The organism is Peribacillus sp. NPDC097197, assembly GCF_050278025.1.
GTDB lineage: Bacteria > Bacillota > Bacilli > Bacillales > DSM-1321 > Peribacillus.
The window spans coordinates 297,158-310,932 of sequence record NZ_JBNNST010000003.1; the positions used below are offsets into that span (position 1 = coordinate 297,158).

At 39.5% G+C, this 13,775-nt stretch carries 16 protein-coding genes; 4 read left to right on the forward strand and 12 right to left on the reverse strand.

Annotated elements, in window-relative coordinates; all coding sequences use genetic code 11:
• Positions 1-88 precede the first annotated feature (88 nt).
• The 4 genes from ACQKL6_RS06155 to ACQKL6_RS06170 form a co-directional block, all read right to left on the reverse strand.
• On the reverse strand, positions 89-559 hold the full coding sequence (locus ACQKL6_RS06155; RefSeq protein ID WP_427650799.1) for a hypothetical protein: 471 nt from the start codon (positions 557-559) through the stop codon (positions 89-91).
• 71 nt (positions 560-630) lie between these two features.
• Positions 631-810 carry a hypothetical protein gene (locus ACQKL6_RS06160; RefSeq protein ID WP_402986932.1) on the reverse strand — a complete coding sequence of 60 codons (180 nt, stop codon included), beginning with the start codon at positions 808-810 and terminating at the stop codon, positions 631-633.
• 170 nt (positions 811-980) lie between these two features.
• Positions 981-2,222: an MFS transporter gene (locus ACQKL6_RS06165; protein ID WP_427650800.1), complete on the reverse strand. Its 1,242-nt coding sequence runs from the start codon at positions 2,220-2,222 to the stop codon at positions 981-983.
• An 85-nt stretch (positions 2,223-2,307) separates the two neighbouring features.
• Positions 2,308-2,865 (reverse strand): cysteine hydrolase family protein, encoded by a 558-nt coding sequence (locus tag ACQKL6_RS06170; RefSeq protein ID WP_427650801.1) that lies wholly within the window; start codon positions 2,863-2,865, stop codon positions 2,308-2,310.
• A gap of 229 nt (positions 2,866-3,094) precedes the next feature.
• On the opposite strand from ACQKL6_RS06170, the gene ACQKL6_RS06175 reads away from it, so the two are divergent.
• Positions 3,095-4,486 carry a M28 family peptidase gene (locus ACQKL6_RS06175; protein ID WP_427650802.1) on the forward strand — a complete coding sequence of 464 codons (1,392 nt, stop codon included), beginning with the start codon at positions 3,095-3,097 and terminating at the stop codon, positions 4,484-4,486.
• Positions 4,487-4,692: 206 nt separating this feature from the next.
• Here the strand turns inward: ACQKL6_RS06175 and ACQKL6_RS06180 are convergent, their stop codons facing one another.
• From ACQKL6_RS06180 to ACQKL6_RS06200, 5 genes are all read right to left on the reverse strand, one after another.
• Entirely contained in the window at positions 4,693-5,103 is a 411-nt protein-coding gene (locus ACQKL6_RS06180) for a hypothetical protein (RefSeq protein ID WP_427650803.1), read from the reverse strand.
• A 49-nt stretch (positions 5,104-5,152) separates the two neighbouring features.
• Positions 5,153-5,434, reverse strand: a complete 282-nt coding sequence (locus tag ACQKL6_RS06185) for a colicin immunity domain-containing protein (RefSeq protein WP_427650804.1) — start codon at positions 5,432-5,434, stop codon at positions 5,153-5,155.
• Positions 5,435-5,511: 77 nt separating this feature from the next.
• On the reverse strand, positions 5,512-6,057 hold the full coding sequence (locus ACQKL6_RS06190) for a hypothetical protein (protein WP_427650805.1): 546 nt from the start codon (positions 6,055-6,057) through the stop codon (positions 5,512-5,514).
• Positions 6,058-6,251: 194 nt separating this feature from the next.
• Positions 6,252-6,695 (reverse strand): GNAT family N-acetyltransferase, encoded by a 444-nt coding sequence (locus ACQKL6_RS06195; RefSeq protein WP_427650875.1) that lies wholly within the window; start codon positions 6,693-6,695, stop codon positions 6,252-6,254.
• Positions 6,696-6,919: 224 nt separating this feature from the next.
• A complete protein-coding gene (locus ACQKL6_RS06200) occupies positions 6,920-7,525 on the reverse strand; it encodes a hypothetical protein (RefSeq protein WP_427590800.1) in 606 nt (201 codons plus the stop codon).
• A 358-nt stretch (positions 7,526-7,883) separates the two neighbouring features.
• Here ACQKL6_RS06200 and ACQKL6_RS06205 point away from each other — a divergent pair, with 358 nt between their 5' ends.
• Together ACQKL6_RS06205 and ACQKL6_RS06210 are read left to right on the forward strand one after the other, a co-directional pair.
• Positions 7,884-8,894 carry a helix-turn-helix domain-containing protein gene (locus ACQKL6_RS06205; protein ID WP_427650806.1) on the forward strand — a complete coding sequence of 337 codons (1,011 nt, stop codon included), beginning with the start codon at positions 7,884-7,886 and terminating at the stop codon, positions 8,892-8,894.
• A gap of 51 nt (positions 8,895-8,945) precedes the next feature.
• Positions 8,946-9,740, forward strand: coding sequence for an SDR family NAD(P)-dependent oxidoreductase (locus ACQKL6_RS06210; RefSeq protein ID WP_427650807.1), 795 nt, complete (start codon positions 8,946-8,948; stop codon positions 9,738-9,740).
• Between the two features lie 207 nt (positions 9,741-9,947).
• On the opposite strand, the gene ACQKL6_RS06215 is transcribed toward ACQKL6_RS06210, so the two are convergent.
• Together ACQKL6_RS06215 and ACQKL6_RS06220 are read right to left on the reverse strand one after the other, a co-directional pair.
• Positions 9,948-10,169 carry a helix-turn-helix domain-containing protein gene (locus ACQKL6_RS06215; RefSeq protein ID WP_402986972.1) on the reverse strand — a complete coding sequence of 74 codons (222 nt, stop codon included), beginning with the start codon at positions 10,167-10,169 and terminating at the stop codon, positions 9,948-9,950.
• A 10-nt stretch (positions 10,170-10,179) separates the two neighbouring features.
• Positions 10,180-10,671, reverse strand: a complete 492-nt coding sequence (locus tag ACQKL6_RS06220) for a DUF2975 domain-containing protein (RefSeq protein WP_427650808.1) — start codon at positions 10,669-10,671, stop codon at positions 10,180-10,182.
• Between the two features lie 557 nt (positions 10,672-11,228).
• Between ACQKL6_RS06220 and ACQKL6_RS06225 the strand changes: the two genes are divergently transcribed.
• The gene (locus ACQKL6_RS06225; RefSeq protein WP_427650809.1) at positions 11,229-12,008 is read left to right on the forward strand and encodes a TerC family protein; all 780 of its coding nucleotides are present in this window, start codon (positions 11,229-11,231) and stop codon (positions 12,006-12,008) included.
• Positions 12,009-12,200: 192 nt separating this feature from the next.
• Here the strand turns inward: ACQKL6_RS06225 and gucD are convergent, their stop codons facing one another.
• The gene (gucD, locus tag ACQKL6_RS06230) at positions 12,201-13,667 is read right to left on the reverse strand and encodes an alpha-ketoglutaric semialdehyde dehydrogenase GucD (protein ID WP_427650810.1); all 1,467 of its coding nucleotides are present in this window, start codon (positions 13,665-13,667) and stop codon (positions 12,201-12,203) included.
• Positions 13,668-13,775 lie beyond the last annotated feature (108 nt).

Genomic DNA, 13,775 nt, shown 5'->3' on the forward strand with positions numbered 1-13,775 from the left:
TATAGTATATTCATCACCTTTATTGAACTATCCTGCCCCATTAGCTCCATAAAGAAAAAGAGCTGCGAAAGCAACTCCCTTTATGGTTTCAATCTTCCCACTCATAATCTGAATTAAATTCTTCCGGTTCTATATCTGCTTTTTTATATGTATCGGGTCTTTCATTCGACAACGTGACCGTTATTTCGGTATGGTCTTTATTCAATTCTAGCGTCAGAAAAGATGTCTTGTTTGATTTCTTGTTAAATAGTATGCCGGTCAGTTTTGATCCAGTAGATTTTGCTAACTGGAAATGCTTTATCGTTTTATCTTTCCCCGTTTTAGTGAATTTTTCTACTATGTATTTGGATTTATTCTTGCCGTCGTAACCATCACTTTTAATCAGTATATAAGATTCATCGTTCATCCAGCCACCATATATCTGATACTTGGATGCTTCGTACGAGGGTACATCCTCTTTTTGTGTAGAATCTTGTACCTCTGTATTCTCCCCTATTTCTATCTTTTCATTTTTCATGTCTTGTTCGTTTTCACATGCAGCAAGACTCCCAATAACCAAAAGGCGTGACCTCCTAAAAGATGAACATGAATGGCGAACCTTCGCAATAGTGCGCGCGATGGAGTTCTACATCAACTTATTTCCTTATGGTTTCTTTCATCATTTTGAAGATGAATCTTTTTAAGTGTTGTATTTATATTATTCAAAGCAATAAGAATAATCCCCAACATAACAAAGGTTACTATTTCCCCTGTAAACCAAGATACTATACCTAAAATTCCAGCATAAAGAATGTATAACCAGTTACTCATATTCAATATCCTCCTAACCCTATATAAATGAACCTAACTAATTTTACCATATATGTTTGGATGAATTTCTTTATTAGTTAATATAAGGAATTAGTAGTATTCTTAGGCAATCTTCCACGAATCGACACATAGTAAAAAGCAATGAGGAGTTCCCTCATTGCTCCGTTTCACTACCCTAATGTTTGTTTTGTCATCATGACTTCTTGGCTTATTAATTTCTTTTGCTTGTTGATTCGATACCAGCCCATCACAACAGCTATGATCGATACAGAGCAAGAAATAGCAAGAACATAACTTCCATTGAGTTTTAAGAGAAATACACCAGCAATGAAAACCCCTATGGGTTGTGCCAATGTCGCTCCAGCTGTCAGAAAACCCATGGCACTGCCCATGATGTTTTGGGGAATAGCCTGCTGCAATTCAGTTTGGAAGATTATTGTGACGGGAGCCGCTAAAAGTCCGAATACTCCAAACAACACAATACTCATGATAGTGGAATCCACTACAAAACCGGCAATCGTGCCCACGACTCCAGATAAAACATACAATACGATCGACATTTCAAAATTCATTTGTTTGATTTTATACGTAATGGTTACTCCCAGGAGAGTCCCGATCCCAATGGCTGTAAAGCAGAGTCCCAAAGCCGCTGAACCATTCACCTTAATTTCCGAGTATAAAGTGGGGAGTAAGACATCCATGATCATAACGAATGCCATATTCGTAAACACCGCTGCCGTGATAGCCGAAAAGATCCACTTCTGTCTTTTTAAAATCGAGAATGTTACCTTAATTGGTGTTTGTATACGATTGGTATCTTGATTATTGGCATCTTTCATTACCGCCCTGTACCTTAGAATCAGATAGCAAACCACAGATAGAAGAATCAGGATGATGGACGTTAGCATCGCCACCGTAAATCCCCCTATTACCAAAAGACCACCAGCAATTGCCGTACCTAATAAGTTTGCGATTTGGGTGATGGCCGTTATGACACTATTGACCGATTTTAATTCTTCTGGCGGAGTTAACAATGGGATTAACGTTCTTTCAAGCGGTGTTAATATGGCGGAGGCCACACCCATGAAAAGAAGAACCAGGCAATAAATCCAGTAACCGAAGCCACTTGGTACTACTTCCATTAGTCCAATCGCGAATAATGCACATAACGTGAATAAATGCCAAACGCTAGCCCATAACCCTAAGGAGATTTTATTGAATCGATCAATGAGTATGCCGCTTAACACTGCCAATAATATCCCGGGTATATAACGAAATGCCATTAATGAACTAAACACCAAGGGCGAATGGGTGATGTTAATAAAGAACCAAGCTAACGTGAGGAAGACAATACTGGATTGTAAAGATTGTATGCCAAGAGCCACAATAATGAGGTGTATGTTTCGCTTCACTCTTTTTCTCCTTATGATTTGTCATTGGATCATCTGGATTTTCAAGTTAATGATGGTTGGGAAAAGTTTCTTCTTTCGTTAATAATTATCGGTATTCACTATGAACAGGGTTAAATAAATCTTCAGTAGATTGTCTAACAAGGGAAAAGTTATCTACATTATAGTGTCCATGAAGGGTTTCATTGTGATGGAGGATGATTTGTTTGGCAGATAGGATTTTCGAGTCAGTCGTGGAGTGTCCATCTCCCACTAACGTGACATCATAGTGATTGATCGTTGCTGTTCGTACGGCCGTATCAATACAATGCTCGGTCTTACATCCCATTATCACAAGGTGCTCCACATGGTTTTCACGTAAATGTTCGTTCAACGGTGTACCATAAAACGAATTGGTGGCCGCTTTTTCCAAGATGGTAGCGGTTGATGGAACGTTAATATCTCTATGTATCTGAAACCCGGGTCCTTCACCATTTGCCACATCTAGATCCCTGATGAAAACAACGGGAATCCCTTCACGTATCGCTTTTTCAATGACGCTATTGATGGTTTGGATGATTCTATCTTTCTCAAAAACCCCTTGTTCCTCTGAGTTCCCTTCCATTAAATCCTGTTGTGCATCAATGATCAATAAGGTTTGTTTCAATCCTTTCCCTCCTAAATCTATTACCTACTAAAAAGCATTTCCTCTAGTCCCTTATCTTTTCGGCAAAAGATAGATGGATACCTTTTTCCCTACCCTGATTTTCCTAGCTATCAGGATAAAAGTAGGGGTCGGATACCGACTGATTGTTGGATTTTACAGACTAACGACTCATTTACAAACTATTCAGTAAATTACATAATTAGGGATAATATTACGAAGGTGGGATTTTATGTATAGAAAATCATTAACAGTTCTATTGGCTACGGGGATGGTTCTATCATCTGGTACAGCATTGGCACAACCAAACGGAAACGGGGCACCTAATGCCCAGTCCAGCACAGCTTTTGATAACAAAGTGATTAAAAAAATCAGTGCGGACAACATGTATAACACGATTGCCTATCTATCAGAGGAACCGAGGGCAGCTGGTACAGAAGGCGAGATCCGTGCAGTTAAATACATAGAAAGCCAGTTTAAGAGTCTCGGTTTTGAAACAAAGATTCAGCCTTTTCCCATCTATGATACGGTACAAATTGTAAAAGTGAAACTTGGTGACAGCGATTTAGGAGGAACACCGCGTGCCTTTAGCGGCAGTATCAGCGGGAAGGTCACCGCCGAACTTGTTCATGTTGGGAAAGCAAAACCAGAGGAGATTGGCGATGTATCCGGGAAAATTGCCCTAATCGAACGTGGGGACATTAACTTTGTTGATAAGGTTCAGAATGTCCTAAATAAGGGAGCGGTTGGCGTCTTGATGTACAACAACTCCCCTTCAGGAAATAACTTTGGACAAGTATCAGCCGGGCAAAATATACCTGCTGTAGCCATTACCCAAGCCCAAGGGTTAGAGTTGGTAGAACAACTTAAAACTAAACCGATCACGGCCACTCTGGAAGTGGGAAAAGTCGAGAGAATCGAAAAGACATCCTACAATGTCATCGCTTCCCTAAAGCCAAAACCTAATAAGGATAATGGTCAAATCATTACGGTTGGAGCCCACCATGATTCTGTCCCAGGCGGCCCTGGTGCAAACGATGATGCTTCGGGTGTATCGGCTGTGCTGGAACTGGCAAGAATCCTGGCCAAAACGCCAATTGACACGGAAATTCGCTTCATGACGTTTGGAGCAGAGGAAAGAGGGCTCGTTGGATCATCTTTCTATGCGAATTCCCTTCCCAAATCGGATGTAGACCGCATGGTGGCTCACTTCCAAATGGATATGATAGGTGGACGTGATGCAGGCGCGGATAATCCAGCAGGCGGTCTGATCATGTATACCATCGATGGAAAGAAAAACCTTGTGACGGACCTAGGTTCCTCAGCAGGAGCCAGGACAATGGATGTAGCGATTCCGTTTGGACAGCTGGGCAGAAGTGACCACCAACCATTCCATGAGCTTGGCATTCCATCCGCCCTGTTCATCCATTCCCCTGTAGAGCCTTGGTATCACCAGCCTACAGATACACTGGATAAGATATCAAAAGAAAAATTACAGCAAGCCACTGAAATTATCGGTGCCAGCGTGTATCAAATTGCCCGTCCGGAAACGCCGGCATTAAAAAATGCACGGGTGGCCCCTGTCACGGTGGACTATGACTTTGAAAACCGTCCTGTAGACTGAGTACTGCATTGTACAGAAATGCTAGATTAATAATTGATCTTAGATCAGGAGGGCAACTGTGTAGTTTACAGTTGCTCTCTTCTTTTTATGGGCTATTTCTAAGTCACTTAGTTGATGTAAAGAAGAAAAAGGGATAGCAACAATCTTCTATAACGTACACTTATCTTTACATCTTCAACTAACGCACCCATAAGTTAAAGATTCCTTTACTTTTTAAATCTTACTAACGTTTTTTCTGGTATTTCAATCTGGTCAATATCAAAGTTATTGATTTGGAGAGTTATCTCACCATCTCGCTTATCCGTTTCTTCTCCAATCCAACAACTAAACAGTTCAAAATAATCTCCTTTTTCAAGATAGCTGTCCATTCTTTTACAAAGTTCTAACAACTTTACTTTTGATTTTGCACAGGTTTCTTGATCCATATATTCCGAAATCTCAATTCCCCAGTGACTTGATACCTCGTAAACATAAGGGGTAGTCAACTGATATTTCTTTACATTTTGGAGTTCCCTTTCTCCTGCAAAACAACTTCCAATGTAAAAAAAGTCATCCGAATATTCATCATCATTAATTGCTAATTCTATATTGCTACCAATGTAGGAAGCTAAACTCATTCTCACTCAATCCTTTGGTAATCATATTCTGCATCGTTTGTTAAAGAAACTATTGGCTATACGAGGATTTATTAAGTAAAATTAATGCTTGATTTACCTCTTTTCTTAATCGTTGTTCTGAAATCTCAAAGGCTGTTTCTTGTCCGGGAAGACACTCGTGCCAGTAACAATCAACCGCTTCAAAAACTCCGTTTAGAATCTCGAATAAAGGACTCCCCATTCTTTCTGTTTCTTCTTTACATGTAATTAAATATTCACGTTCAAATTCTTCAACAGTTATGACTTCATTTATAAAATCCTTCATTAACCTCTTATACTTATCAACCAACATTGCTTTACCTCTTTTTTCGGTATTTTTATCCTTCCTGATATTCCTTCTTCAATTACCTTTAGAAATGACGTTTGTAATTATATTTTACCGACTACATTTCCAACATTATCTAAGAAATCTATATTTATGTTAGAGAATTTTTTTAGATGATTATTGTTCATTACTATCCAAACTCTAGTTTTATCATTGAGCATAACAATATCTGCATCTATCCCATTAACTCTTACGGTCTTCGTTTCAGTAACAATATCTTCTGGTATAACATCGTGTAAAAGAATTTCTTCATTTAATTTATCAACAACACTTGAATATGAATATCCTCTATTTTCACCTCGAGAAATATATTTCTCTTTCCACCCAAATTTTCCTTTTACGAACTGTACTAATGAAATATTGTTACCAACTTCAAATGGCACAAATGTATAATTTCCAATTCGGTAAAATTCTTTATCGCCAATTTCATTTTGAGCAACTTCAGTCTTAAATTCGCTATTTATGAATTTTTCAAAGGCTTCATCGACAGTTTTAGAACTTAGATTTGCAGTTTCTATACTTGCAAATATTGCATATATTAAAATTATTGATATGACAAAAATTAAGATTGTTTTTGTACGTTTCCCCAAAATATCTCTTCCCTACTCTTAAATTGGTTTTATTTTATCTGTTGTTTTTGTCTAACTAAACTGCCTCTTTAAGAAATTACAAAAAGGCATTAATCCTTCTTAGATCAATCCCTCTGTTTGTTGAAGCGTAATCTTTTTTCACTCTCTCCTATACCTTAATATAACTCCAATCCTATCAGATAATGATGAGTGTGTTACCTTTGCAATATCATATCGACGTGAGGGATATTATCTTCTAAATATGTTTCCGATATAGGTTGAAAACCAAAGGAAGTATAAAATGTTCTTAAATAATCTTGGGCTTGGATTTTAACCTTTGTTTCTTTCAATTCATTCTGGATAAAATCTAGTCCTTTCTTTAAAAGTTCCCCTGCAATTCCTTGTCCTCTATATTCTTTCTTTACTAAGACTCTTCCAATAGAAGCTTCTTGATAAGAAACACCAGCGGGTACAATTCTTAAATAGGCTACGATTTCTCCATTCTCTTCTTTAAAAAGATGATAGGATAAAGGATCTTTACCATCAACTTCAAGATAGGGACAATTTTGTTCCACCACAAAAACCAAAGTTCTTTCTTTTAAAAGCGTATATAGTTCTAAATTTGTTAACTCATCAAATTTTTTGAGATTCCAATTCATAGTTTTCCACCTCTTATTTTTATTCCAATCCATTTAAATCCATATATTAAAGGTAATGTAACTCTATTGTGGTTGCAACATAAATCCTAGTTTCTTATCTAATTCTATGTCATCTAATCCCTTTCTTCTTCAAAAAAACTACCCCTTTTGTTCCACAAGAAAGAGCTGCCTTAATGACAGCTCTGATCTTCAGCTAACGCACCCATTAATTGAAGAAGAATTTTCTATTCTTCGTATTCATAGATAATAAAATCAGTATTAGGTGGGAGTTTTTCTGAGATTTTTGTAATTGTTGAAAATTGACTATCATTCGATATTGCAAAAAGATTATCACCATCAAAACCAACCCAAAACACACAGTCATTCTCAAGGAGAGTAACTACTGGAATATCAATCTTTTCTATGCCAAAAATGGTTTTTATACTCATTTTCTCTAATCTAAAAACATCCCTTTTTATCGACCATAAAGCTACATCATTCATACCTCCACAAGCATATACATATGGGAATATAACACTAAACTGTCTGTAATTTTCGATAATCGCCTTATAGAATCCAAATTTAGCTCTTATAAACTCGATATTATATGTTTGGCAATCTTGTTCAAATTCCTCTTGATTGAAATCATGTACTTCAACAAATATGTATATGGGAAAATGATTGATTTCATTCATCCAGTTTGAAACAAATTCACCTACATTATCATTACTATTAAATGTAAAATCAACTATATTCTCTGATTCCCCTTCAATCGCAAAAGGGAAATAACCACAAGCATCAGGAATGTCAGAAATCCATTTATGAGGAATAAATCCAATTTCTAATCTCAATAATAATCCTCCTTTACAAAATACTTCTTATCGTATGATATTCTTTCAGAACTGATTATTCCACTAACCTGCCCCGTTAGTTTAAGTGTTACATTTTACAAACGAAACCACCTCACGAAAAATCAACCCTAGACGTTAACATAGCTTTTAAAAAAACAATTGTGATGTACTTCGCTTAAATAAACCTGTTTCGATAGTTGCATCGTTTTTGGCGCAATCGGCAAGTAACTTGTCTCTCTTTACTAGTTACAGAGAGACATGGGACAGGTAATATATAACTGTCCCACCAATAAGATAGATTATAAGCACAATTAATCTAGTGAATGTTTACATAGATAAAAGAAAGAAGGCTCATAGTATGACACCTCCGACTCGAATTAAGATTCCGGCAGGATTTTGGGAAGGATTACGCCAACTAGGAATAACCGCCAACGACGTAGTTCAACAAGCACAACTGCCCCTCACCATTCTTACTGCACCAGTTGTCCCCACCGCCCAATACTTAGCAATCTGGCAGGCTTATTCCGATATCATGGATGACACTGCCAAGGGGATCATCAAGCTTGCGACCGTCTTCGAACCTGCTCAATATCCACCGTCCGTCTTAGCGACGTATCACGCCCGTGACTACCGCGACGCTCTCAAACGAATGGCCCGATACAAACAACTTTGTCCCCCCGAAATTTTGCGCATAAACGAGGAAGATGAACACTGCACAATTGAACTGGATTGGTTGAATACCGAGCAATCCGGCCCGCCCTTGCTAGTTGGGATCACGCTGGCATTTCTTCTGGAGCTAGGGCGTCGGGGAACAGGCCAACCCTTGATGGCAAGTTCTGTAGAATTCTCGCAACCGATGGGCGATGTACAGGCACTTGAAGTTTACTTCGGTTGCCCGATACAGATCGGTGCAAATGGTAATCGGTTGACGCTACATCGAAGAGACCTGGACCGTCCCTTTGTCTCGTACAACGCAGATTTGTTGGAAATCCTGACACCCGTTCTGGACCGATCGTTGGGTGAGCATCAACGTATCACCCCCATTAGAGAGATAGTGAAGTGGATCATTAAGCGGAGTCTAACAGGAGGGCGCCCCGACATACAGACGATCGCGAAGGAGATGGGGATGAGCGATCGTACTCTACAGCGCCGGCTTACTGATGAGGGCAGGAGCTTCAAGCACCTCTTGGCAGAAGTCCGTCAAGAGCAGGCACGAATGTATTTAACAGACATCTCGCTCGATATTAAAGAAGTGGCCTTCCTGATGGGATATGAGGACCAAAACTCGTTCTACCGCGCCTTCCGCCAATGGGAAGGTGTTACTCCCTCTCATTGGCGCGCTGAACATTTAGGTACACAGACTCGATAAATGGATGGGCCTTAATAGTGAGTTTTTTCATATAAAAAGGGGAAATGTATGATGGATATGGGATTAAACAACAAAACAGCTCTAGTTACTGGATCAACAAAGGGCATAGGTAAAGCAATTGCCATAGAACTGGCCAGAGAAGGCGTGAATGTACTAATCAATGGAAGAAATTCCGAAGATGTAGAACGTACGGTTAATGAAATCAAGTCGGATTTCCCATATACCTTTCCTCGGAATGCTACAGCAGATATTGTGGATACTCAACAAAGAGAAGCTTTATTCAAGGAATATCCCACTATTGATATTTTGGTTAACAGTATGGGTATTTATGAAGTGATGGACTATGAGGACGTGGACGATGAAATATGGGAAAAATACTTCCGCACCAACGTTCTTGCTGCAAATGGGTTATCTAAATTCTATTTACCAAAGATGTTGAAAAATAATGATGGCCGCATTATCTTTATTGCGAGTGAAGAAGCCATTATGCCTTCGGGACAAATGCCACAGTATTGCATGACAAAATCAATGCTATTGTCCTTGTCAAAAAGCTTATCGAAATTAACAATTGGAACAGAAGTTACAGTAAATACAATCTTACCGGGGCCAACACTCTCTGAAAATGTGCAGCAAATCATTGACGGTATCTACCCTAATGAAGATATGACGTTTTCAGAAAAGGAGAAAGAATTCATGACTACAAACCTACCACAATCTGAAATACAGCGATTTATCAATCCAAGTGAAATAGGCCGACTAACTGCATTTGTATGTAGTCCTTATGCATCCTCCTTTAAAGGTTCTCCAATCCGTATGGATGGGGGAATGATACCGACCATTTTTTAACACTTCATTTTAATTTAGATTGGGGGTATGCATGGCAGAAGCATTCCCCTAACAAACGTCATCATCAAGTCTATCTTCTTACCCCTACTATCCATTTTAAACATGCCCGCCCCGAAAGCAGATTTCTGCTTCCTCTCCCCTGCCCCGGTCCCCTAACAAAAAGAGTCACAAAAGCAAATCTCTGATTGAAACAAAAAAAATTTTCAGTTATTCTTGAGCAACCTCGTCCCTTTTGTATTCCAAAAGGTCTCCCGGTTGGCAGTCTAAAGCCTTGCAAATCGAGTCCAATGTGGATAGTCGAATTGCTTTGGCCTTACCATTTTTCAAGATAGACAGGTTAGCCATCGTTATGCCAACCCGCTCCGACAGTTCTGTTACGCTCATTTTCCTTTTAGCCAGCATCACATCAATATTGATTATTATTGCCATGTCATTCACCTCAGACTATGAAGTCGTTCTCTGATTTTATCTCGATGGCCTCTTGTAGAAGTCTTTGAAGTACAGCCGCGAACACCGCAATCACCATCGGCGCAAAAATCATCACCATTCCGACTAGGATAAGACCCGGTGCATCATCATTCTCCGCTAAGATATAGACGAATGGTAAGCCGATTACATAAAGACCACTGATTATGAGGGCACAGTTTTTGATTTTCTTTAGAGCTCTTACAGATAACTCCGAGAAAGCTTGGTTCTTGTCAATATAACTTAAAAGGGTAAACGATTGGTACAAAGCGAAGTAAAAGGGGATCGCCGTCACATACATCACCACTAAGATTCCATATACCACATAGGCCAAGTCCCAACCTCTAACAGTTGCTTCATTGGCTTCATTCGCAATCTGAGGCAACACAAATAGACACAAAGCAAGAACCGGAATGCCAATGAAAATCACAGCCACCTTCAAAAAGAGTGTCGAACTTCGTTTCATAGAAAAGCACCTCATTTGTTCTAATGTCTATTGAATTTACCACGATCGTAAAACAATAAATAATTATTGTTTTTATTGTATGAAGACAAAATAAAAAGCATTCCTCCTTATAGAGAAACACTCTACTATTTAGTGCAAATCAGTCTTCCCCTCTAGTTGCGTAAGGTAATGCTGATTCCAGAATCACTACTCTTCCTCATCCATTACCAACTCAACCTGTTCTGACATGATTTTTCGAAGAGAATCTATTGTGGAAAAAGTGTTGATCCTTTGAGAAGACGGTAATATAGAATGATAGACTCATAATACTAACATACTAGTGTCACACAAATACAATTTGTGGATTATTATACTTATTAAACAATGGGTGCTTTAGTTCAATAACGGAGACAGCAAAAAAAGAGCAGTCTCTTTTTCAGACGAATTTCAACCAAACCGATGTTTTTTAAAGTTTAATGATTAGCCCTATTCTCGAGGATTAACTGTAGTCCAATGGGAAATTCTAATGTTAAGAAAACTTTCACATGACATGTTAGTTTAAGAAAGGAGTGAAGGGGATGGATTCAATATGGCTAGAGTATGCATGGACATTGTTGATTCTAATCGGATTAGAAGGATTATTATCTGCTGACAATGCCCTTGTAATAGCTGTAATGGCCAAACATTTACCCGAAGAACAGAAAAAAAGTGCTATTAATTACGGAATTATTATAGCTTTCGCTTTCCGATTTGGTGCACTTTTTGCCATTTCTTTTATTGCAAATGTCTGGCAGGTACAAGCAATAGGAGCCCTTTATCTTCTGTACTTAGGTTTAAAGCATGTCATCAAGACACGGTTTGGAAAAGAAAATGAGAAAATTCATAAGGACGATGAAAAGGCTACTGCTGGTAAAGGGTTCTGGCCAACAGTAGGGAAGATTGCATTAGCCGACCTTGCTTTTGCAATTGATTCAATTTTAGCTGCAGTTGCTCTTGCCCTAGGTCTTCCAAATTCACCACTTAACAATTTTGGTGGTATGGATGGGGGACAATTCATAGTTGTTGTTCTCGGTGGTATTGCTGGCCTTGTTTTAATTAAGTATGCAGCAACTTGGTTTGTGAAACTTCTTGAAAAACGTCCGGCATTAGAAACAACAGCCTATGCCATTGTTGCTTGGGTCGGTGTCAAACTTGCTATGATTACCCTTGCGCATGAGGATATTGGTATCTTAGATCATGATTTCCCCCACAGCACCGCTTGGACTCTAATCTTCTATGGAGTATTGGTCAGTATCGCTCTCATCGGTTGGTTTGCATCGGGGAATAAGAAAGAGAAAAGTGGAAATAATCAACTCTGATAAAACCAAATTTGCGAAAAGCAACAGGTGTTCATCTTGCAAGTAGCATGATAGGATCTTCAAACGAAGATAACTACGCAAAATTGAAGAGGCAGAAATGTTGTTAAATCAACCTTTCTGCCTCTCTATTTACTCAAATTCGGCTACATGACCCCTTTTGTACAGCTCCTCTAAATTTATATCTTTTTCAATTCATGACTTTACAAATACGGTCTTAATAGACGTGTAAAACTCCTTTGCCGCTTCCCCTTGCTCACGGGAGTGGGAGCTGGATTGTTTCATTCCCCCGAATGGAGCTTGTAGTTCAACTCCAGCCGATTCAGCGTTAATCCGTACGAGACCAGCATCCATCTCATTAATGAAGGAAAGCATGTGACCGATATTTTTGGTGAAAATAGAAGCACTTAGCCCAAACTTCACGTCGTTTGCAATGTGTACGGCTTCTTCTAACGTCTCCACTTTAATCAGGGCAAGTACGGGTCCGAAGATTTCCTCTTGAGCGATCGTCATGCTGTTACTAACGTTTTCGAAGACAGCGGGTTCCATAAAGAATCCATCGGCTAATTCCCCTTCCTCTATACGTTTACCACCGTGAATCAATGTTGCGCCTTCTTCGATTCCTTTCTTAACATAGGATAGTGCTGTATTAAGCTGATTCTCACTTGCACATGGACCCATCCATACATCTTCATTCATGCCATTTCCAACTTTTATTTCCTTTATCTTTTCAATCAGTTGATTTTTGAATTCCTCATACACTTCACTTTGTACAATTACCCGGCTTGTGGCTGTACATTTCTGTCCCGTGGATCGGAGGCCTCCGCTAATCGTTGCTTCTACGGCCTGTGTTAAATCGGCGTCATTGGCAACGATAACAGGGTTCTTCCCGCCCATTTCCAACTGATATTTAGCACCACGCTTGAAAGCCCCCAGTCCAATTGTTTTACCGACAGAATCAGACCCCGTGAATGTAACCGCATTGATATCCGGGTGATCGGTAATCTCCTGACCAATGACAGACCCCGGTCCTGTTACCATATTAATCGTACCCACCGGAAGCCCTGCCTCATCAAAACATTCTATTACCTTGGCGGCGGTTACGGCCGCTTCTTGAGCTGGTTTCAGAATAACGGCATTTCCATAGATGAGTGCCGGTGCCATTTTCCAGATAGGGATGGCTACTGGGAAATTCCAAGGCGTGATCACACCTACAACTCCTAGGGGAACACGAGTCGTGAACATCAGGGCTTCGGAATCCGATGGAGGAATCACATCACCTATCTTCCTCATTCCCTCTCCTGCATAATAACGTAGGATGGCGACACCTCTAGCTGTTTCCCCTTTCGCTTCCGGAAACGTTTTTCCCATTTCACGCGTCATCGTTTCCGCAATTTCATCGATACGTCGCTCGATTGCATTCGCGGCCTTATACAAAAACTCTCCACGGGCAGCACCGGATAGTTTCCTCCAATACACTTGTGCTTTCTTCGCGGCAAGCACCGCATGATCCAAGTCTTCTTTCTCGGACTGTTGTACATACCCGACGACTTCATGACGATTGGCTGGATTGATACTCGTATCAACCTTTTGAATAGAAGCCGATACCCATTTACCATTGATATAGTTTAAATACGTTTTTTCATCAGTTTTTATGTTCATCTTATATACCCCCATATTCCTTGTAATGGTTTAATTGTGAAATAAATTGAATGAATAGTTAGATTATTATTGTTGCACAAGTGTCTTCTACAAAATCAGTACACCATC